Source organism: Streptomyces sp. NPDC012508 (assembly GCF_042902595.1).
GTDB lineage: Bacteria > Actinomycetota > Actinomycetes > Streptomycetales > Streptomycetaceae > Streptomyces.
In genome coordinates this window covers 193,971-213,624 of the sequence record NZ_JBIBEO010000012.1, presented here as the reverse complement: position 1 = coordinate 213,624, position 19,654 = coordinate 193,971, and the positions used below count along the sequence as shown (strand labels likewise).

General features: G+C 71.6%; 17 protein-coding genes. 3 read left to right on the top strand and 14 right to left on the bottom strand.

The window, feature by feature from the left end; all coding sequences use genetic code 11:
* Positions 1 to 209 precede the first annotated feature (209 nt).
* The 9 genes from ACFY8U_RS34810 to mshD form a co-directional block, all read right to left on the bottom strand.
* Positions 210 to 1,568: an APC family permease gene (locus tag ACFY8U_RS34810; RefSeq protein WP_361599164.1), complete on the bottom strand. Its 1,359-nt coding sequence runs from the start codon at positions 1,566 to 1,568 to the stop codon at positions 210 to 212.
* Entirely contained in the window at positions 1,568 to 2,677 is a 1,110-nt protein-coding gene (locus ACFY8U_RS34805; RefSeq protein ID WP_389576125.1) for a 50S ribosomal protein L11 methyltransferase, read from the bottom strand. The genes ACFY8U_RS34810 and ACFY8U_RS34805 overlap by 1 nt, the downstream gene beginning before the upstream one ends.
* A complete protein-coding gene (locus ACFY8U_RS34800; protein ID WP_389576124.1) occupies positions 2,674 to 3,042 on the bottom strand; it encodes a Rieske 2Fe-2S domain-containing protein in 369 nt (122 codons plus the stop codon). The genes ACFY8U_RS34805 and ACFY8U_RS34800 overlap by 4 nt, the downstream gene beginning before the upstream one ends.
* A complete protein-coding gene (locus ACFY8U_RS34795) occupies positions 3,039 to 4,397 on the bottom strand; it encodes an iron-containing redox enzyme family protein (protein WP_389576123.1) in 1,359 nt (452 codons plus the stop codon). The genes ACFY8U_RS34800 and ACFY8U_RS34795 overlap by 4 nt, the downstream gene beginning before the upstream one ends.
* Positions 4,398 to 4,502: 105 nt before the next feature.
* A complete protein-coding gene (locus ACFY8U_RS34790) occupies positions 4,503 to 6,626 on the bottom strand; it encodes a BTAD domain-containing putative transcriptional regulator (RefSeq protein WP_389576122.1) in 2,124 nt (707 codons plus the stop codon).
* Positions 6,627 to 7,107: 481 nt separating this feature from the next.
* A complete protein-coding gene (locus ACFY8U_RS34785; RefSeq protein ID WP_389576121.1) occupies positions 7,108 to 8,076 on the bottom strand; it encodes an ABC transporter permease in 969 nt (322 codons plus the stop codon).
* Positions 8,073 to 8,939 (bottom strand): ABC transporter ATP-binding protein, encoded by an 867-nt coding sequence (locus ACFY8U_RS34780; RefSeq protein ID WP_389576120.1) that lies wholly within the window; start codon positions 8,937 to 8,939, stop codon positions 8,073 to 8,075. Before ACFY8U_RS34780 ends, ACFY8U_RS34785 begins: the two co-directional genes overlap by 4 nt.
* Positions 8,936 to 9,319 carry a GntR family transcriptional regulator gene (locus ACFY8U_RS34775; RefSeq protein WP_361436802.1) on the bottom strand — a complete coding sequence of 128 codons (384 nt, stop codon included), beginning with the start codon at positions 9,317 to 9,319 and terminating at the stop codon, positions 8,936 to 8,938. The genes ACFY8U_RS34780 and ACFY8U_RS34775 overlap by 4 nt, the downstream gene beginning before the upstream one ends.
* A gap of 151 nt (positions 9,320 to 9,470) precedes the next feature.
* Positions 9,471 to 10,397: a mycothiol synthase gene (gene mshD / locus ACFY8U_RS34770; RefSeq protein WP_389576119.1), complete on the bottom strand. Its 927-nt coding sequence runs from the start codon at positions 10,395 to 10,397 to the stop codon at positions 9,471 to 9,473.
* A gap of 134 nt (positions 10,398 to 10,531) precedes the next feature.
* On the opposite strand from mshD, the gene ACFY8U_RS34765 reads away from it, so the two are divergent.
* Both ACFY8U_RS34765 and ACFY8U_RS34760 read left to right on the top strand, forming a co-directional pair.
* Positions 10,532 to 12,352, top strand: coding sequence for a bifunctional metallophosphatase/5'-nucleotidase (locus tag ACFY8U_RS34765; RefSeq protein ID WP_389576118.1), 1,821 nt, complete (start codon positions 10,532 to 10,534; stop codon positions 12,350 to 12,352).
* A 110-nt stretch (positions 12,353 to 12,462) separates the two neighbouring features.
* Entirely contained in the window at positions 12,463 to 13,329 is an 867-nt protein-coding gene (locus tag ACFY8U_RS34760) for a phosphatidylinositol-specific phospholipase C (RefSeq protein WP_389576117.1), read from the top strand.
* Here the strand turns inward: ACFY8U_RS34760 and ACFY8U_RS34755 are convergent.
* From ACFY8U_RS34755 to ACFY8U_RS34735, 5 genes are all read right to left on the bottom strand, one after another.
* Complete coding sequence (locus tag ACFY8U_RS34755) at positions 13,294 to 14,718, bottom strand: sensor histidine kinase (RefSeq protein ID WP_389576116.1); 1,425 nt, start codon at positions 14,716 to 14,718, stop codon at positions 13,294 to 13,296. The genes ACFY8U_RS34760 and ACFY8U_RS34755 overlap by 36 nt on opposite strands.
* Positions 14,715 to 15,440: a response regulator transcription factor gene (locus ACFY8U_RS34750; RefSeq protein ID WP_361676384.1), complete on the bottom strand. Its 726-nt coding sequence runs from the start codon at positions 15,438 to 15,440 to the stop codon at positions 14,715 to 14,717. Before ACFY8U_RS34750 ends, ACFY8U_RS34755 begins: the two co-directional genes overlap by 4 nt.
* Before the next feature lie 20 nt (positions 15,441 to 15,460).
* Positions 15,461 to 16,546 (bottom strand): S1C family serine protease, encoded by a 1,086-nt coding sequence (locus tag ACFY8U_RS34745; RefSeq protein ID WP_389576115.1) that lies wholly within the window; start codon positions 16,544 to 16,546, stop codon positions 15,461 to 15,463.
* Between the two features lie 163 nt (positions 16,547 to 16,709).
* The gene (locus tag ACFY8U_RS34740; protein WP_361436823.1) at positions 16,710 to 17,735 is read right to left on the bottom strand and encodes a LacI family DNA-binding transcriptional regulator; all 1,026 of its coding nucleotides are present in this window, start codon (positions 17,733 to 17,735) and stop codon (positions 16,710 to 16,712) included.
* A gap of 24 nt (positions 17,736 to 17,759) precedes the next feature.
* Positions 17,760 to 18,557 carry a response regulator transcription factor gene (locus ACFY8U_RS34735; protein WP_361599123.1) on the bottom strand — a complete coding sequence of 266 codons (798 nt, stop codon included), beginning with the start codon at positions 18,555 to 18,557 and terminating at the stop codon, positions 17,760 to 17,762.
* 269 nt (positions 18,558 to 18,826) lie between these two features.
* On the opposite strand from ACFY8U_RS34735, the gene ACFY8U_RS34730 reads away from it, so the two are divergent.
* The gene (locus ACFY8U_RS34730) at positions 18,827 to 19,630 is read left to right on the top strand and encodes an alpha/beta hydrolase family protein (RefSeq protein ID WP_389576114.1); all 804 of its coding nucleotides are present in this window, start codon (positions 18,827 to 18,829) and stop codon (positions 19,628 to 19,630) included.
* The last annotated feature ends 24 nt before the right edge of the window (positions 19,631 to 19,654 follow it).

Here is a 19,654-nt window from a genome sequence, read left to right as displayed (position 1 = left end):
GGCTTCATTGCGTGAGCGTCGCAAGCGCGTCTGAATGGCCGGTAACGACGACATGACGTGCGGGAATCCATGCGCAACGTGTGCCGGTACGAAATCCGGGGGCGACGGGCGAGACCTGACACGCCGAAACGGCTGGTGGCAAGCCGAAGGGCCGGGCGACGGCCCGGCCCTTCGGTGTTCTCTCACCTTGTGGTGGCGTCCGTCTGTCGTCAGACGTTCGCCTCGGCCCGCGCCCTGCGCCGCCTGGTCCTGTGGACCAGGACCGCGAAGGCCAGCAGCGCCGCCGGGTAGAGCAGCACCCAGCCGAAACCGGCCAGCATCGCCAGGACCGGGGCCCCGGCGACCAGCGCGAGCAGCCGCTGCGAGGGGCGGGTGTACAGCTTGGCGTAGCTGAGCACCGCGATCGCGTACCCGATGACGAAGTTCACCGTCGACAGCTGGAAGACCATCGTCAGGCTGATCAGGTCCAGCGCTTCGACGATCACCACGCCGCCGAACATCAGCACCGAAAGGAGTACGGCGGGCCGGGGCGCGCCGGAGCGGGCGTCGACGCGGGCAAGGGGGGCCGGCAGCAGGCCGTCCCGGGCGGTCGCGAAGACGATCCGGGAGGTCGCCCAGGTGCCGCCCATCAGGGTCGCGAAGATGATCGCCGCGCCCAGTGCGGCCGCGATCCGGCCGCTCGCGTCGCCGAGGACCTGCTCCAGGACGGCGACCACGGGAGCCTCGGAGAGCAGCGGGTCGTCGGGTGCGACGACGAGCTGGACGGCGAGGGAGATGCCCAGGTAGAGCGCGACGACGATGACGAAGGTGATGCCGATGACGAGCGGGAAGTCCCGCTTCGGGTTGCGGTACTCCTCGGCGGTGGACGAGACCAGCTCCCAGCCGGTGAACGCGAAGAACACCAGGCCCACGGCGGGGAGTGCGGCCAGCCACTCGGTCGGCGGGGCCACGTCGCCGTGCAGGGAGCCCGAGTCCACCATCGCGGGGGCGAAGGCGACCAGGGCGAGGAGCAGCAGCAGGCCGATGGTGACGGCCGACTGGATGCCGCCGGCCAGCCGGGAACCGGCCGCCTGGAGCAGGCCGATGACGGCCAGGTAGCCGAGGGCCACCCAGCCGCCGGCTCCGGTGTTGCCGAGGAGCGCGGCGACGTAGTTGCCGCCGCTGATCGCCATCGCCGCACCGCCGAACGCGCAGGCGCCGATGAGGATGACCCCCGCGGCGGTGGAGCCGGGTGCGCCGAACGCGGCCTGGGCGAAGCCCTGGACGCCGCCGGCGGTCGGGTAGCGGGCTCCGAGCCGCGCGAAGACGACGAGGAGCGGAAGGACCACCACGGCCGCCGAGAGCCAGGCGTACACGGCGCTGGTGCCGACCTGGTCGTAGGCGAGGCCCGGCAGGACGAGCAGACCGCTGCCGATGATCATTCCGGTGGCGACACCGACGCCTCTGGGGACGGTCAGGGTCTTGTGGAGTTCCGAACTCGACGCTTCCGCAGTGGTTTTCGTGGAGCCGGGTTGGCCGGTGCTCGGCTTGTGCTCCTCGGACGTCTGTCCCTCATTCGTGACTGCCATTACCTCACCTGGGTGTGTGGGACCTTGCTCGCGGGGCCGACCAGCACGCGCTGGCCATCATGCGCGGCACGGAACCCGAGTGGGGAGTCCTTCTTCAGCCGCCAGGGCTCCGGAAGGGTCTGAATGGCTTGTTTCCAGTGGGAGCCGGTGTCCGAAGGGCTGTTGGAGAGCGTGATGCCCTCGGCCAGATCGAGTTCGAACCACATCACGACGGCATGGGCGGCGCCGTTCTCCAGCGGAGTGACGTCGAAGTGCCGTGCGGTCGGTTCGATGTCCTGCGCGAAGTCGAAGTGGAAGACCTCCACCGGGTCGGTGAGCGGGCGGTGCCGGTAGTTGGTGAGGGTCGTGGAGAAGTACTCGAGCGAGGTGAGCGAGGCGAAGGGGCTGAAGTCGAAGCCCTCGACCTCGCCGACGTGGTTGAGCGAGTGCAGCTCGGGGCTCTCCACGAACTGGGCGAAGAGGCGGCCGGAGCGGGGCAGGACGGTCGCGCCGGGAGCGAGCAGCTCCCGCCGGGCGTGCTTCAGCGCGGGTACGGCGAACTCGCCGAGCAGCGCGCAGTCGAAGATCTCGGTGACCAGGACGTCGGCCCGGCGCGGCAGGTCCACGCCGACGCGCAGGTCGGTGGAGAGGCCGGAGACGACGGTGACGACGTCGTCGTGCCCGTTCTGCCGGACGATCTCGCGGGCCGTGGCGGCGACGACGTCGACGGCCTCGACGGTGACGACCCGCTGCGCGCCCGAGCGGGCGGCGAGCAGCGCGAGGAGGCCGCCGCCGGTGCCGATGTCGAGGACCAGCTGACCGTCACCGACGACCTGCTGGATCGCCTTGGCGTAGGCCTGGTTGCGCTCGGTGTCGTTCATCATGCCGAAGTGCCAGCGGGGGACGAGGGCGCGGACGGCGCGGTTGATCTCACGCCGGTAGCGATCGCCGTCCCCGCCGGCGTCGCAGCGGGCCGCGGCACTGAACAGGTCGTAGGCGCGCTCGTACTGCCGCTGCGCCATGGCCTCCTCGCCGAGCGCGAGCAGGGTCTGGCAGGGGTCGGCGGCGCCCGCGGGCCGGCTGGGCGCGACCAGGCCGAGGGGGGTGTCTTCCGTGGCTGTGAGGGTCATGCCGCGTTCACTCCTGCTCGGACCATGGTGTGGATGGGGACGGGCGTCTCATCTCCGCCGGGGAGATACACGGTGACGGTGTGTCCGACGCGTATCGCGGGGTGCGAGCGGTCACAGAGCCGGTCGACCGGGAACAGGCCGCCGTGCCAGGGGCAGCGGAGCCTGCCGTCCTCGACGTCGCCGAGGTGGAGCGGGCCGCCGCGGTGCGGGCAGCGGCTGCTCAGGACGTGGACGTCGTTGTCGCGTTCCATGACGAAGTAGATGTCGTCGCCGGCGACGAGCGCGTTGTGCTCGGTGCGGTCGAACTCCGCCCGTGCGCGGGGCTGTGCGGGTGCTGCCGCGGCCCCCTTCGTGCGGGCGCTCACGCGGCCGGTCCGGTGGCGAGCTGGGTACGGGACTCGGCCCGCACACCGTAGAGCCGGCCGGCCGGGACGACGACGGACCTGCCCTGCGGCACGCGCAGCGGGTCACCGGTGGCGGACGTGTACAGCAGGGCCTCGCCGCCGCGGACGTGCAGACGCGTGGCGACGGGGGCGACCTGGGTGTCGAAGGCGCTGTCGCTGTCGAGCTCCACGACCTCGGTGGCCGGTGCGTCGGTCTTCGCCGGGGCGTCGGAGAGCGCCGGGTCCCAGGTGAGCTGGGCGAGCAGGTCGGCGCCCGCGAGGCGGTCGAGCAGCTGGATCTCCTCGACGCCCTGGAGCAGGCCCTTGACGGCGACGGGGCCGTGCTTGCGGGCGAGCGGGATGAGCAGGTCGTCGATGGCCATCCGGCCGTGGTGCTGGTCGATGTGGGCGTGCTCGTCGCAGTAGCGGGTGTCGACGTCCTTGCCGTACACGTCGCGGAAGACCTTCGTGAGGTCGCCGAACCAGGCGGCGAAGGTCGCCTCCAGGAAGGCCATCGCTCCGATGTAGCGGAAGAAGCCGGTGCGGTTGCGGGTCGCCCAGTAGAAGTAGTTGTTGATCGCGATCGAGCTGGGCAGGTAGAAGAACCAGTAGTGGTGCGAGGTGGTGGCCATGCCGACGCTGGAGCAGAGCTCCATGAACAGTGTGCTGTGCTTGGCCGGGAAGACGCCGTAGCCGAACTCGTCGACGAAGATCTTGAAGAGTTCGCTCTGCTCCGGTCCGAAGGCGCCGCCCAGGTTCTGCGACATGGCGGTGGCCTCGGTGAGGCCGTCCAGCGCCATCTGGACGATCTGGGTGCCGGCGGCGGTCCGGGGCGATGTGGCGGCGCGGATCGCGTCGAAGACCGGACGGCTGCCGGGGCTGTTGGCCAGGTCGACGGAGCGGCGCAGATGGGCGCGGAGGGTGTCTTCGTCCCACTGCCCGGTGACGCCGACGGAGTCGTCGAGGAAGCCGAAGGCGAACCGTTCCGCCTCGGGGCGGATCCGCTCGCCGGAGAGCCGGCTCTCGGAGTCGTAGAACGCGTGGAAGTCGTCCTCGTACTGACGCAGTCCTGCGGCCGGCAGGAACAGCGCGTCGCTCTCGTAGACGTTCATCAGCAGGCGGTTCGCGAGCAGGCTCCGGTCGGAGGCGAAGGTCTCCTCGACGAGGGGTGTGCTCCAGTCGATCCCGGCGATGCGCTCCGGGTTCAGGGGACGGTGGTACGGGTTGTCCTTGATGAACGGTCCGCTGGTCGAGCGGAACTGTGAGAAGCGGCTGTACCGGACGCTCTCCTCGGTCAGGTTCCCGAAGGCGCTTGCCGGGCTGGTGCTCGTGGTCATCGTGGTCGTGCCCCTCCGTTACTGCACAGCGACAGTCGTGGTGACGCGAGCGATTGTGCGCAGGGGCTTCTGAAGAAGGACTGAAGAGTGTCCGGGTCACCTTCTTCAGTGCCGGGCGAGGGCGTCCGGGAGGCAGCAGCCCGGGAAGCCGTCGTCGTGGATCGGGGTGAGCAGGAGCGTCGAGCGGGCGGTGGCCTGGTCGGCGGCGGCCGCACACTCGGACGCGTAGATGCCGACGAGTTCGTCGAAGCGGTACGCGTCGGAGCCGCTGCGCTCCAGCAGGCCCACGTCGGCCAGGGCGTCGAGCCTGCGGCGGGCCGCCGCCGTGTCGCCGTCCGTGAAGGCGGCCGCGTCCGCGGGCCTGATCGTGTCCGCCGTCCCGCCCCTCCCGGCCACGGACCTGCCGAGGGCCCGGAAGAGCCGGGCCGTCTCGGGAGAGAGGGACAGGTAACTGGCCTCCAGCGCGTGGCGCACGCTGGCCTCGCCGTCGCCCTCGACGCTCAGGTGGTCGAGCCGGGTCCCCGGGTCCTCGTACCGCTCCGCCAGCTCCGCCGGGCACAGGTGCGGGTCGGCGGCCATGGTCCCGGCGGCGATCCGGATGCCCAGCGGGAGCCGGCCGCAGTACTCGGCGAGGCGCTCCACCGTCGCCCGCTGCCCGGCGCACCGCTCGGGGCCGAGGAGGGCGACGAAGAGGTCGGCGGCGGCCTGCCGGTCCAGCGGGCGCAGTCCGATGCGCTGGGCGCCCTCGCGGGCGACGAGCCCGCGCTGGAGACGGCGGCTGGTGACGATCACGGCCGAGGGGCCGGGCGGGACGAGCGGACGCAGCTGGTCGGCGTCGGCCGCGTCGTCGAGGAGGAGCAGCATGCGCCTGCCGTGCATGAGCGTGCGGTAGAGGGTGGCGCGCCCTTCGAGGTCGTGGGGGAGCCGGGCGTGTTCGACGCCGAGTCCCTGGAGGAGCCGGGCGAGTGCGTCGGATGCGGAGCGGGTGCCGCTGTCGCCCGTTCCCCGTAAGTCGACGTACAGCTGGCCGTCGGGAAACAGGCCGGCGTGTTCATGGGCGAGTTCCAGCGCGAACGCGGTCTTGCCGACACCGGCGGGCCCGTCGACGGTGAGGATCGGGGCCGTACTTCCGCACGGGGAGGTGTCCTGGTCGAGCTTCTGTCCGGCCTGCTGGAGTTCCGACTCGCGGCCGATGAAGACCCGGGCGGTGGCGGGGAGCTGGTTCAACGGGCGGCCGTCGTGCGGGGAGAGGGGATTCGGCCGGGGAAGCGCGGCCGGTGTCTCCGGGCGGGGCGCCGGGAGCGAGGGGGGCCGGTGCGGGGTGGGCCTGAGCGCGTGCGTCCGGAGCGGCGCCGGCCGGGTCGAGCGGGGAGACCTGGACGGCCGGGACGAGATGGACGGCCAGGGCGCGGAGGAGGTGTGGGGCGCGGTCGTCGTCGCGCGCGGGGTCTCGGCGGCGACTTCGCCCGCCAGTATCCGCTCGTACAGCTCGCGCAGTTCCTGGCCGGGGTCGATGCCCAGCTCCTCCCGCAGGAGGGACCGCGCCTCGTCGTACGCCTGGATGGCGTGGGCCTGACGGCCGCACCGGGACAGGGCCAGCATGTGGAGGTGGCGCAGCCGTTCGCGCAGCGGCTCCTGGGCGATGGCCTCGGAGGAGGCGACGATCGCGGCGTCGAGGCGGCCGGCGGCGATCAGCCCGGCGATCCAGCCCTCGGTCGCGGCGAACCGCAGCTCGCGCAGCCGGGTGCGTTCGAGGGCCGCGTACGGTCCGGGGATGCCGCTGAGTGCCTCGCCGTGCCACAGGCCGAGCGCCGACTCGAACCGGTCCAAGGCGGCCGGGGCATCGCCCGAGGAGACCAGGTGCCGTGCCTCCTCGTAGCGGCGTACGAAGACGGTGGAGTCGACCGCGTCGGCGGGTACGCGCAGCTCGTAGCCGCCGGTGCGGGAGACGATGAACGCCCCGGACTCCCGGCTGCCGCGGTCCGGTTCGAGGGTCCGGCGCAGCGCGGCGACATAGGTGTGCACGGCGTTGGCGGCCGAGGCCGGGGCGTCGGTGCCCCAGAGGGCGTCCACGATCTGCGCGCGGCTGACCACGGTGCCGTGCCGGCCGGCGAGGAGCGCGAGGACCGCCCGCTGTTTGGGCGGGCCGACGGTGAGTTCCCGGTCGCCCCGCCAGATGCGGAGGGGGCCGAGCAGGTGCAGGGCAAGGCGGTGCGTCGGTTCGGGCATGTGCTGTCACTCCAGGACCGGGCGTCGACGACTGGGAACGTTGACCGGTGGATCAGGAGGCGGTCCTCGCGGTGTCGGGATGCTCCTGGAACGGCCGATGACCTCGCATGGGCCTCGTGGTGCACCACTGCATGACGCAGGTCCTTCCCCCGTGTACCCGTGGACGGCGCACATGCGTGAAGCAGGATGCGACCGCGGATGTGAAGCACGCTAGTTCGCCTGACGCACTGCCAAAAGCTGACACTCGGCCGTGGTTGCATCCCACCGAATATCGGTGATAGGCGGCGCACCGGCGAACGTGCCACCGGCAAGGCGGCACGTTCGCCGAGGCAACTCGCCATCAACCGAGACAATGGGGGAGTGGGGCCGCCGTCGTCGGCGGCCCCACGGGGTGGCTCAATCGCATCCCTTGGCCGAGAGAGTTCGCACAGACCTCCGTTCCGTGGCTCCGTCGCCCCTCCGTCCGGGCTCGTCCGCCGCGTCAGCTCGGGGTGGGTGACGACGGGTGGCGCCCGCGCAGAACCCGGAACGCGACGAGGAGCGTGAGGGCGGCGAGGGCGACGACGATGCCGGTCTCGATGAGCTGCGTGGGCCAGAAGTGGGACTCGGGGTGGTAGTCGAGGTACTCGGCGGTGACGGTCACGTCGACTCGGCACTGGGTGGCCGGGACCGCCTCCGGATCGCAGAACCAGCCGGGTATCCGCGCCCCCGTGGAGTCCATCAGGCCCTGGTCCATGATCAGGCCGTCCTCGGGCATCATCAGCATCGTGCCGTCGACCACGGGCGGGCCCGTGATGGTCCGCACCGGCAGGAATTCCCAGCGCAGAGCACCGAGGACGGCGAGGACCAGGCCGGTGACCAGGCCGGTCGCGGCCATCGCGACCACCGTCCGGCGGATCAGCTGGCCGAGGAGGGCGCCCACCGCGACGGCCAGCAGGACGTACGCGACGAGAACAATTCCGGTCGCCTCGTACGGACCGCGGTCCGCCCAGTGCAGCTGGTAGGTGTTCGAGACCCGGCCCCAGCCGATCCGGTAGACCGCCATGAGGGCGAGGGTGGCCGCGAGCGCGGCGGCGGACGCGGTGAGGAGCTTCGCGCGGAACCATCGCACGGGGGTGACGGACTGGGTGAGCGCGAGCCGGTACGTGCCGCTCTCCAGCTCGCGGGCGACCAGCGGACCCGCGACGAAGGCCCCGACCAGGACGGGGAGGAGGACCATGCCGTTGCCGGCGTACTCCATGGCCAGGCGCAGGAGGCCGAACCCACGGTTGTCGTCGGCGGGGACCGCGTACCCGTCCTCCAGGTATATGTCCGGGGTCAGGGCGTCCCAGAGCCGCAGTCCGGCGATGACGGCGAGGGCCAGGACCACCCCCGCACCCGCGAACAGAAGCGTGCGACGGTGCTGACGGACCGTCACCCAGTGCGGACCCTTCAGCGAGAGGGTGCTCATGCGGAGGCTCCTTCGGCGCGGAGGTGAGCGAGGACGAGGTCCTCCAGGGACGGGGTGCTGGTCTGCCAGGGGCCTTCGACCCGGCCCTCCCGGCGGATCAGGGCCGTGAGGTGGCGGCCCGTCGTGCGGGACTCGACGACGGTGTGCGGGGCGAGGTCCGCGACCGGGCCCCGGAGCACGGCGTGCGCGGCGAGGAGGTCGTCGATCGCGCCGTCGAGGCGGACGCGGCCGCCGTCGACGAGGAGCAGGTGGTCGCAGGCGCCCTCCAGCTCGGCGAGGATGTGCGAGGACACGACGACCGTCGTGCCGCGTTCGGCGGCGTCCGCCATCAGGATGCCCATGAGCTGTCGGCGGGCCAGCGGGTCGAGGTCCGCCATCGGCTCGTCGAGGAGCAGCAGTGCGGGCCGCTTGCCGAGGGCCAGGGCGAGGGCGAGGCGGGTGCGCTGCCCGCCGGAGAGGCTGCGGACGCGGGCGGCGGCGTCGAGCCCGCCGGTGATCCGCTCGGCGACGGCCTGGTCCCAGCGGTCCGGGTTGAGCTCGCGGCCCATCCGCAGCGTCTCGGCGACGGTGAGCTGCGGGTAGAGCGGCTTCTCCTGGGCGACGTACGCGAGGTGTTCGCGCGCGGGTGCCCGGACCGAGCCCTCGGTGGGCCGGAGCAGTCCGGCCGCGAGGGCGAGGAGGGTGGACTTGCCGGCGCCGTTGGGGCCGACGAGCGCGCAGACGCGGCCGGCCGGGAGCGCGAAGGTGCACTCCCGCAGCGCCCACCCGCCTCCCCGGCCTCCCTGGCCGAGCCCCCGCCCCAGCCCCCGTCCGCCGTACCGTTTGCCCAGGCCCTCGGTGCTCAGGACCGTTCCGCTGGTCATGCGTCCCCCTCGAAGAATTCCTTCAGTACGGATGTGAAGAGCGCGTCCACGTCCTCGCGTTCCAGGCCTTCCTCCCGCGCACGGCGCGCCCAGTCGGCGAGTTCGCCCCGCAGGGGCGAGTCCGCGGGGCCGGTCCCGAGCGTCGCCCGGACGAAGGTGCCGAGGCCGCGCCGGGCCTCGACCAGCCCTTCGCGCTCCAGCTCGCGGTAGGCCTTCAGGACCGTGTTCGGGTTGATGGCCGTCGCCTCCACGACCTCGCGCGCGGTGGGCAGCCGGTCGCCCGGTTCCAGAACGCCCATGCGCAGGGCCTGTTTGGTCTGCTGGACGATCTGGACGTAGGTGGCGACGCCGCTGCGCCGGTCGATGCGGTACTCGAGCACGTTCCCTCTCACCACCCTTTCACTAATCAAGTAGTGAAAGGGTGGTGCAAGAGAGGGGGCGGTGTCAACCGCCCCCTTCCGGCAGGTGTGTTCAGCCGTACGCGGCCGTACTCAGCCCTACGCGGCCGTGCTCAGCCGTCCGCGGCCGTGCTCAGGACTCCGTGCGGTACATCAGGTCCACCTCGTGCGTGACGAAGCCCAGCCGCTCGTACACCGTCACCGCCGCCGTGTTGTCCGCGTCCACGTACAGCATCGCCGTCGGCAGCCCCTGCGCCGCCAGGTGCCGCAGCCCGATCGCGGTGAGCGCCTTGCCGAGACCGCTGCCCTGCGCCTCCGGCAGGATCCCGACCACGTACACCTCACCGAGCTGCTCCTCGGCGTGCGTCTTCGTCCAGTGGAAGCCGACCAGCTTCCCCTCCTTCTCCGCGAGGAAGAAGCCCTTGGGGTCGAACCACGGCTCGGCGAACCGGTCGTCGAGGTCGCGCTGGGTGAGCGAGCCCTGCTCGGGGTGGTGGGCGAAGGCCGCCGCGTTGACCGCGAGCCAGGCCGTGTCGTCCTGGCCGGGAACGAACGTGCGGACCGAGACGCCCTCGGGAAGCACCGGCTCGGGGATGTCGAGCGGCACCAAGGGGCGGCGCAGCTGGCGCAGTTCGCGGAACAGGGTCAGGCCGAGCACCTGGGCCAGATGCCGGGCCGCGGACTTCCCGCCGTGCGCCCAGACCCGCAGCCGCTTGCCCGAGGCGGCGAGCAGCGCCGTCCCGAGCGCCCGCCCGTGGCCGCGGCCGCGGTGGGAGGGGTGGACGACGAGCTCGGCGGCCGGGGCCTCCACCGGGTCGGTGTCCTCCAGCTGCGCGTAGCCGTAGAGCTGAGTGCCGACCGTGAGCAGGAAGTGCCGCACGCCCTCGCGCCGGCCGTGCCGCAGATACAGCCGCCCCTGCTCGGACACGGCGTGGACGCCGTCGGCGCGGTCGGTCGCCTCCAGCAGGTCGAGGACGTCGGTCACCTGCTCGGGGGAGAGCTCGTCGAGAGTGTGGATCTGCCGGCCGGGTTCGAGGGCCGGTGCCGCGTCAGGAGTCATGCTCCGAGACTACGGAATCAACCTAGTTGTAACCCGGTACCCCCTGTTGCGCTACGCGCGTTGACTCTAGGCTGCGCCCGGTACGTCAGCAGTCGACAGGCGCCGCTCACAGGGGCGCGGGGACAAGGGGAGAGATGGCAGCGACACCGAAGAAGAAGAGGACGGCGGGGCGGATACTCGCCGTCGGTGCGGGGCTCGCCACCGTCGGCGCGCTCGTCGCCGCGCTGCCCGCGGGCGCCTCGGGGACGAAGGGCGGGCAGGACGACCGTGGCCACGGCTACGGGTACGGGCGCTACGTCGACGTGCAGCTCCTCTCCTTCAACGACCTGCACGGCAACCTGGAGCCGCCCACGGGCTCGGCCGGCCGGGTCACCCACACCAACGAGGACGGCACGACCAGGACCATCGACGCCGGTGGCGTCGAGTACCTGGCCACGCACCTGCGCGAGGCCCGCAAGGGCAACCCGTACTCCGTCACCGCCGCCGCCGGCGACATGATCGGCGCCTCCCCGCTGGTCTCCGGGCTCTTCCACGACGAGCCGACCATCGAGGCGCTGAACCGGCTGAAGCTCGACGTCAGCTCCGTCGGCAACCACGAGTTCGACGAGGGCGCCCGCGAGCTCGCCCGTATGCAGAACGGCGGCTGCCACCCGACCGCCGGCTGCTTCGAAGAGGGCAAGGAGTTCAAGGGGGCGCGCTTCCCCTACCTCGCGGCCAACGTGACGGACGAGAAGACCGGCCGTCCGATCCTCGACCCGTACGTCATCTGGGAGCGCGACGGCGTCAAGGTCGGCTTCATCGGCGTCACCCTGGAGGGCACCGCCGACATCGTCTCGGCCGAGGGCATCAAGGGCCTGAAGTTCGGCGACGAGATCGAGGCGATCAACAAGTACACCAAGGTCCTGGAGCGCAAGGGCGTCAAGTCCATCGTCGCCCTGCTGCACGAGGGCGGTGCGCCGGCCTCGGGTTCGTACAACTACAACTGCGACAGCCCCGGCCCCGGCGACGGCATCTCGGGCCCGATCGTGGACATCGCGAAGAAGGTCAGCCCGCAGGTCGACGCCCTGGTCACGGGCCACACCCACCAGGCGTACGCGTGCACCATCCCGGACCCGTCCGGCAAGCCGCGCACGGTCACCTCGGCGGCCTCCTTCGGCAAGCTGTACACCGACACGACGCTGACCTACGACCGCCGGTCCAAGGACATCGTCCGGACCGCCGTCTCCTCCGCGAACCACGTCGTCACCCGTGACGTGGCGAAGGCCGAGGACATGACCCGGCTGATCGACCGCTGGAAGACGCTCGCGGCGCCGATCGCGAGCCGTCCGGTCGGCTACATCTCCGGTGACGTCGACAACCCCTTCGACGCACCCGAGAAGCCGCTGGGCAACCTGATCGCCGACGCGCAGCTCGAGGGCATGGCCCCGGCCGACAAGGGCGGCGCGCAGCTGGCCCTGATGAACCCGGGTGGTGTCCGCGCGCCGCTGGTCCACAAGGCGTCCGGCGCCGAGGGCGACGGGGTGGTGACCTACGGCGAGGCGTACACGGTCCAGCCGTTCACCAACATGATGACGGCGGTCGACCTGACCGGCGCCCAGCTGATCACCGCGCTCCAGCAGCAGGTGAGCGGCGCGAACCAGGCGGCCCCGAAGATCCTCCAGGTCTCGAAGGGCTTCACGTACACCCTGGACATGACGAAGACCGGTGCCGACCGGATCGTGACGTCCTCGGTGAAGCTGAACGGCGAGGCGATCGACCCGTCGAAGACCTACCGGGTCGCGATGAACGAGTTCCTGGCCGGTGGCGGTGACGGCTTCGCCGTCCTGAAGGAGCACAAGAACAAGCTGGTCGGCGCGTCCGACCTGGACATGTTCACCGCCTACCTGGCGGCCCACTCCTCCGCGAGCGCGCCGCTGGCTCCGCCGGTGACGGGCCGGATCACGGTCGTGAAGTAACACCGCGACAGCGACGCCCAGGGGGCGGCGGACCGTTCCGACGGTCCGCCGCCCCTTTCGCGTCCACCGGAGTCTGGCGCCGATTGTCGTGTCCGCGTCATACTCCGCGCATGGACCGACGAAGCTTTCTCGCGGGAGCCGCGGCAGCCGGCGCCACCGTCCTCATCGGAGCCGCGCCCGCCCCGGCGCGCACCCGCGGAGCCCTCGGGCTCCAGGACTGGATGGCCGGCCACGGCGACCCCACCCCGCTCCAGAAGCTCACCATCCCCGGCACCCACGACTCCGGCGCCCGCTTCGGCGGCCTCTGGTCCGAGTGCCAGAACACCACCCTCGCGCAGCAGCTCGCCGCCGGAATCAGGTTCTTCGACATCCGCTGCCGGGTCACCGGCGGCTCCTTCGCCATCCACCACGGCCCCTCGTACCAGAACATGATGTTCGGCGACGTCCTGATCGCCTGCCGCGACTTCCTGGCCGCCCACCCCTCCGAGACCGTCCTGATGCGCGTCAAGCAGGAGTACTCCTCGGACTCCGACGCCACCTTCCGCGCCGTCTTCGACGACTACCTCGACAACCGCGGCTGGCGCTCGCTGTTCCGTATCGGCGACACGCTCCCCGCCCTCGGCGAGGCCCGCGGCAAGGTCGTCCTCATCGCCGACAACGGCGGCCTGCCCGGCCTGAAGTGGTGGGACGGCGGCGCCCTCGCGATCCAGGACGACTGGAACGCCCTGCCGAACGCGAAGTACCCCAAGATCGAGGCCCACTTCCGCAAGGCCGTCGAACAGCCCGGCAAGCTGTACATCAACTTCGTCAGCACGTCCGCGTCCCTGCCGCCCCGCTGGAACTCCGACAACCTCAACCACCGGGTCCACGGCTTCCTGGACGGCACGGCGAACACCTGGAAGGGGCTCGGCATCGTCGCCATGGACTACCCGAACACCCGCTCAGGCCTGGTCGAGTCCCTCATCCGCCACAACTGACGGCGGGGGCGTCGGCGCGCCCGGCAGACGCAGGGCCGCCGTCGTGCCGCCGCCCTCCGCCGCCGTCAGGGTCACCGTTCCGCCTGCCTGGTGGACCGTGCGGGCCACGATCGACAGGCCCAGGCCCGAGCCGGGCAGGCTGCGGGCCGAGGGCGAGCGCCAGAAGCGGTCGAAGACATGGGGGAGTTCCTCCGGCGCGATGCCCGGGCCGTGGTCGCGGACGGTCAGCTCGCCCCGCATCAGGGTCACCTCGACCGTGCCGCGCGCGGGCGAGAACTTCACCGCGTTGTCCAGGACGTTCACCAGCGCGCGCTCGAGAGCCGCCGGCTCCGCCCGGACGTACCAGGGCGCCAGATCCGTGACGAAGGTCAGCTCGGGACCCCGCAGCCGCGCCCGGTCCAGGGCCGACCGCAGGATCGTGTGCAACGGTACGACCTCCAGCGGGCCCGGCTCCGCCGCGTCCGGGCGCGCCAGCTCCTGGAGGTCGCCGATCAGCGCCGCCAGCTCCGTCATCTGCGCCTTCACCGACGCCATCAGCGCCCGCCGGTCCTCGGGCGGCAGCGCACGGCCCGTCTCCTCGCTGCGGGCGAGCAGCTCGATGTTGGTGCGCAGCGAGGTCAGCGGCGTCCGCAGCTCATGGCCCGCGTCCGCGATCAGCTGCGCCTGCCGGTCCCGGGAGACCGCGAGCGCCGCCGTCATCGCGTTGAAGGAGCGCGAAAGACGCGCGATCTCGTCCTCGCCCTCGACCGGGATCCGTACCGTCAGATCCTCCGTCGCCGCCACATGCTCCACCGCGCCCGTCAGCCGGTTCACCGGTTCGAGCCCGGTCCGCGCCACCCACAGACCCGCCGCGCCCGCGCCGACGACACCGATCCCGGAGACCAGGAGCAGCACCCAGCCGAGCGTGCCCATCGAGTTGTCGATCTCGGCCAGCGGGCGCGCCACCGACACCCCGAGCCCGACCGGGCCCTGCTGCACCGCGTAGGTGTAGACGCGCATCTCGGTGCCGTCGTCGGCCTTCGTCGTGTGCAGCGTGAACGGCAACTGCCCGCGCGCCACCGCCAGGTCGCTCTCCTGCGCCGGCACCGGGGACGCCCCGGACGTGCAGACCGTCCCGTTCGTCAGGATGATCTGCACCGTGTACGTACCGGCCGTCGGCACCGGCGCCTCGCTCCGCTCCCGGCACGTCGCGAGCAGCGCCTGCACCGAACCGGCGTCGAGACGGCTGCCGCGCAGCGAGGAGTCGAGCTCCGCCTCCAGCTGGGCCCGCGTCACGAACCAGCACGCCAGCGACACCGCCGCCACCGCCACCGCGACCGCCGTCGCCGTCAGCAGCGCGAGCCGGGACCGCAGCGGCCGCGACCGGAACCACACCACAGGACCGCTCACTCAGGACCTCCGCCGCGCAGCACGTACCCCACGCCCCGCACCGTGTGCACGAGGCGCGGCTCGCCGCCCGCCTCCGTCTTCCGCCGCAGATACATCACGTACACGTCGAGCGAGTTCGAACTCGGCTCGAAGTCGAAGCCCCAGACCGCCTTCAGGATCTGCTCGCGCGTCAGCACCTGGCGCGGATGCGCCAGGAACATCTCCAGGAGCGTGAACTCCGTCCGCGTGAGCTCCACCGCCCGGCCGGCCCGCGTCACCTCGCGGGTCGCCAGGTCCATCCGCAGATCCCCGAAGCTCAGCACATCGCCCTCGGGCGCCGTCTCGGCGGCGCTCGCGTACGAGCTGCGCCGCAGCAGCGCCCGGATCCGGGCGAACAGCTCGTCCAGCTCGAAGGGCTTCACCAGATAGTCGTCGGCGCCCGCGTCGAGCCCCGTCACCCGGTCGCCGACCGTGTCCCGCGCCGTCAGCATCAGGATCGGCACGGTCGAGCCGGACGCCCGGATCCGGCGCGCCGCCGTCAGCCCGTCCATCCGGGGCATCTGCACGTCGAGCACGACGAGATCGGGGGCGTACGACTCCATCCGGGCGAGCGCGTCGACCCCGTCGACGGCCTCCTCGGTCCCGTACCCCTCGAAGGCGAGACTGCGCCGCAGCGCCTCCCGTACGGCGGGCTCGTCGTCGACGATGAGGATGCGGTCGCCTTCATTCACCGGGCCAGTCATGGGGTCAGCCTCGCACGCGTTCAGTTCGTGCCGCCGTCCCGGAGCTCGTCCAGGTCGGCCTTGAGCGTGTTCACCGGGATGGCGAATCCGAGACCGACACTGCCGGCCGAAGAACCGTTCGAAGAACTCGGCGAGTACATCGCCGAATTGATCCCGATGATCTCGCCGTTCATATTGATCAGCGCGCCACCGGAATTCCCCGGATTGAGCGAGGCGTCCGTCTGGATCGCCTTGTACGTCGTCTTCGACGAGCCGGTGTCGCCGTTGAACTCCTGCCCGCCGAACTCGAAGGGCCAGCCCTGCCGGGGGTCGTACTGCTGCTGCCGCTGCTGGTCCTGGCCGTCGTCCTTGGCCACCGTCACATCGCGGTCGAGCGCGGAGACGATGCCGCTGGTGACCGTGCCGGTCAGGCCCTCGGGGGAGCCGATCGCCACGACCTCGTCGCCGACCTTCACGTCGTCGGAGTTCCCGAGCGTGGCCGCCTTCAGCCCGGACGCGCCCTCCAGCTTGATCAGCGCGAGGTCCTTGTCCGGGTCGGTCCCGACGACCTTCGCCCGGTACGTCTTGCCGTTCGACAGCTGCACGGCGATCGAGGAGGCGCCGGAGATCACGTGGTTGTTGGTGACGATCTCGCCGTCGCCCGTGATGATCACGCCGGAGCCGGTGGACTTGCCGGAGGACGAGTTCGCGGAGATCTCCACGATCGACGGCGAGACGGCCTGGGCGACCCCGGCGACCGTGCCCTTGCTGCTCGCGGAGACGTTCGTCCCGCTGACGCCGGAGGCCGTCGGGGCGTCGTCCGCGGTCAGTTGCTGCACCAGGGTCGCGGTGCCGCCACCGACGGCCGCCGCGGCGATCGCCACGGCGGCGAGGAGTCCGACGCCCCGCTTGGCGCGCCGGTGCGGAAGGGGCGCGGCCGCGGCGGGCGCGGGCGGGGCCGGGGGAGTGAACGTCGGCGGTACCTGGCCCCCGGACGGCGGTACGTGGCCTCCGGACGGCCAGATCGTCGTACCCGGCTCCGTGGTGACGGGCTGCGTCGGGTCGTACGGCGGCCTCGGGGGCTGCGGCGGGTAGTACGGCTGCTGCGGCTGCTGGTGGTCCGTCATGGCAAAGACTCTCGGAGCCGTACATGAGAGCTCTCTGAGGACGGCCTGAGAAGCCCGACAGAAGCCTGTATGCCCCATATAAAGACGCCTGGGGATCGAAGGCGCTCCGGAGCCTGAAGCGCTCCGGGGCCTGAGGCGCTCCGGGGCCTCGTGTGGGGCGGGGTCAGCCGTTGCAGCCGCAGGAGCGGCGGACCACCAGCGCCGACGGGAACTGCTTCACCCGCTCGCGCTTCGACCCCACGACCCGCAGCGAGTCGTCCAGGACGAGATCCACCGCCGCCCGGGCCATCGCCGGCCGGTCCGAGGAGATCGTCGTCAGCGGCGGATCCGTCAGCGCCGCTTCCTTCACGTCGTCGAAGCCCGCCACCGCCAGCTCCGTCGGCACGTCGATCCGCAGCTCGCGCGCCGCCCGCAGCACACCGAAGGCCTGGTCGTCGGTGGAGCAGAAGATCGCCGGCGGCCGGTCCGGTCCGGAGAGCAGCTTCAGCGCGACCTGGTAGGCGTCGTAGCGGTTGTACGGCGCCTGGAAGAGCCGTCCCTCGATCGAGTGGCCGGCCTCCAGCATGGCCCGCCGCCAGCCCTCCTCGTGGTCCGCGACCGGGTCGCCGACCGCGGGGGTGTTCGGGACACCGCCGAGACACGCCACATAGGGGTGCCCGTGCTCCAGAAGGTGCCGGGTGGCGAGCTGCGCTCCGCCGATGTCGTCCGTGACGACGGCCACGTCGTCCAGCGCCTCGGGCCGCTCGTGCAGCAGCACCACGCGCGCGTCCCAGGCCTCGATCTCGCTCGCGGCCCGCTCGCTCATGCCCTGGCTGACCAGGATCAGACCGGAGACCCGCATCCCGAGGAACGCGCGCAGGTAGTGGACCTCGCGCTCGTCGCGGTAGTCCGAATTGCCGACGAGGACCATCTTGCCGCGCTCGGCGGCGGCCTGCTCGACCGCGTGCGCCATCTCCCCGAAGAACGGCTGGCGCGCGTCCGGGACGATCATGCCTATGAGGTCCGTGCGCCGCGACGCCATCGCCTGCGCCACCCGGTCGGGCCGGTAGCCCAGCTCCTTGATGGCGGCGAGTACACGCTCGCGCGTGGCCGGGGCAACCGGCCGGGGTCCGTTGTTGATGACGTAACTCACGACCGCGGTCGAAGTACCCGCCAGTCGCGCTACGTCATCCCGCGTCACCTTGGCCACGCGCGGCAGTCTACGCGGGGTGACCTACCTACCGGCAGGTCGCACTGTGGCTTCCGCCACGTTCCTGTCCTCCGAGGGGGTGACATCACGCGCGGCGCCCTTGACCCGGGCCTCTTCCTTCGCCCGCGCCTCCTCGGCCGCCCGCTCCACCTTCTCCGGCGTGACGAAGCGGTAGCCGACGTTACGGACGGTTCCGATCAGCGACTCGTGCTCGGGGCCGAGCTTGGCGCGAAGTCGCCGTACGTGGACGTCGACCGTACGGGTGCCACCGAAGTAGTCGTACCCCCAGACCTCCTGGAGGAGCTGGGCGCGCGTGAAGACCCGGCCCGGGTGCTGCGCGAGGTACTTCAGCAGCTCGAACTCCTTGAAGGTCAGGTCCAGGACCCGCCCCTTGAGCTTGGCGCTGTACGTCGCCTCGTCCACCGAGAGATCGCCGTTGCGGATCTCCATGGGGGAGTCGTCGGCCACGATCTGCTGGCGCCCCGTCGCCAGCCGCAGCCGCGCCTCGACCTCGGCCGGACCCGCGGTGTCGAGGAGCACGTCGTCGATGCCCCAGTCGGCGGTGACGGCCGCGAGGCCGCCCTCCGTGACGACGAGGATCAGCGGGCAGCCGGGCCCCGTCGAGCGGAGCAGCTGACAGAGGCTGCGCACCTGCGGGAGGTCACGACGGCCGTCGACGAGGATCACGTCCGCGCCGGGGGTGTCCACCAGGGCGGGGCCCTCGGCCGGGGCCACCCGCACGTTGTGCAGCAGCAGGCCGAGCGCGGGAAGCACCTCGGTCGACGGCTGGAGTGCGTTGGTCAGCAGCAGCAGTGAACTCATCGCACCACGCCCCCAAGCTCTCGGCTTCGCTCGAGCAGGGGGTGACCCCATGCCCGGGTCGTCGACTGGGTCTTCAGTCGGTCGTGCTCGGTTCGCTCGTCCATACGTCGGTTCCTCCTCGGTCCCTGCGAGGACTACTGCGGCACTTGCTCACTGCTGACTCTCGCGCCCTGAGAGCTTTTGTTCATCCGTCCGTAACAACGGTCGGAAAACGCAAAAGGACCCGGGGGCTGCGTTGCCCGGATCCTCTGGCAAGCAGAATAGCCCACATGAGTTCCGACGCAGAGGGCCGATTTCACATCGTGGATGTCTCCTCGATCACGTCCCGTCCCCAGCGTGCCACTTTGCTCACCGCCGACGGTGTCCGTATCGAGGCTGTTTACGAACCGTGTACGCGGGGTGTCACCGACACGGCCGTCGTCCTTGCCCACGGGTTCACCGGGTCGGCCGACCGGCCCGCCGTCCGCCGGGCCGCCGAGGCGCTCGCCGAGCACGCGGCCGTCGTCACATTCTCCTTCCGCGGGCACGGCCGTTCGGGTGGTCGCTCCACCGTCGGCGACCGAGAGGTCCTCGACCTCACCGCGGCCGTGCGCTGGGCCCGGAAACTCGGCCACGCGCGCGTGGCGACCGTCGGCTTCTCCATGGGCGGCTCGATCGTCCTGCGCCACGCCGCCCTGGAACGGGACACCGGCGGCCACACCGACGCGGTCGCGGCCGTCAGCGCCCCGGCTCGCTGGTACTACCGGGGCACGCCCTCGATGCGCCGGGTCCACTGGGTGATCACCCGCCCCATGGGCCGCCTCGTCGGCCGCTACGGGCTCCAGACGCGCATCCACCACCAGGACTGGGACCCCGTACCGCTCTCGCCCGTGGAGGCAGTCCCGCTGATCGCGCCGACCCCGCTGCTGGTCGTGCACGGCGACCGCGACCCGTACTTCCCCGTCGACCACCCGCGGATGCTGGCGGAGGCGGGCGCGTGCGAGCTGTGGCTGGAGCGCGGCATGGGCCACGCCGAGAACGCGGCCGGCGAGGAGCTGCTGCACCGTCTGGGGGACTGGCTCACCCGCCGATAGCCCATCATGGACACCGGCGCGCAC

Bases quoted from the DNA above. Each gene is read 5' to 3' on its own strand.
- ACFY8U_RS34785 (WP_389576121.1), bottom strand. From the start codon at position 8,076: ATGAGCACCCTCTCGCTGAAGGGTCCGCACTGGGTGACGGTCCGTCAG.
- ACFY8U_RS34745 (WP_389576115.1), bottom strand. From the start codon at position 16,546: ATGACGGACCACCAGCAGCCGCAGCAGCCGTACTACCCGCCGCAGCCC.
- ACFY8U_RS34730 (WP_389576114.1), top strand. From the start codon at position 18,827: ATGAGTTCCGACGCAGAGGGCCGATTTCACATCGTGGATGTCTCCTCG.
- ACFY8U_RS34765 (WP_389576118.1), top strand. From the start codon at position 10,532: ATGGCAGCGACACCGAAGAAGAAGAGGACGGCGGGGCGGATACTCGCC.
- ACFY8U_RS34805 (WP_389576125.1), bottom strand. From the start codon at position 2,677: ATGACCCTCACAGCCACGGAAGACACCCCCCTCGGCCTGGTCGCGCCC.
- mshD (WP_389576119.1), bottom strand. From the start codon at position 10,397: ATGACTCCTGACGCGGCACCGGCCCTCGAACCCGGCCGGCAGATCCAC.
- ACFY8U_RS34810 (WP_361599164.1), bottom strand. From the start codon at position 1,568: ATGGCAGTCACGAATGAGGGACAGACGTCCGAGGAGCACAAGCCGAGC.
- ACFY8U_RS34795 (WP_389576123.1), bottom strand. From the start codon at position 4,397: ATGACCACGAGCACCAGCCCGGCAAGCGCCTTCGGGAACCTGACCGAG.
- ACFY8U_RS34735 (WP_361599123.1), bottom strand. From the start codon at position 18,557: ATGAGTTCACTGCTGCTGCTGACCAACGCACTCCAGCCGTCGACCGAG.
- ACFY8U_RS34780 (WP_389576120.1), bottom strand. From the start codon at position 8,939: ATGACCAGCGGAACGGTCCTGAGCACCGAGGGCCTGGGCAAACGGTAC.
- ACFY8U_RS34760 (WP_389576117.1), top strand. From the start codon at position 12,463: ATGGACCGACGAAGCTTTCTCGCGGGAGCCGCGGCAGCCGGCGCCACC.
- ACFY8U_RS34790 (WP_389576122.1), bottom strand. From the start codon at position 6,626: ATGCCCGAACCGACGCACCGCCTTGCCCTGCACCTGCTCGGCCCCCTC.
- ACFY8U_RS34750 (WP_361676384.1), bottom strand. From the start codon at position 15,440: ATGACTGGCCCGGTGAATGAAGGCGACCGCATCCTCATCGTCGACGAC.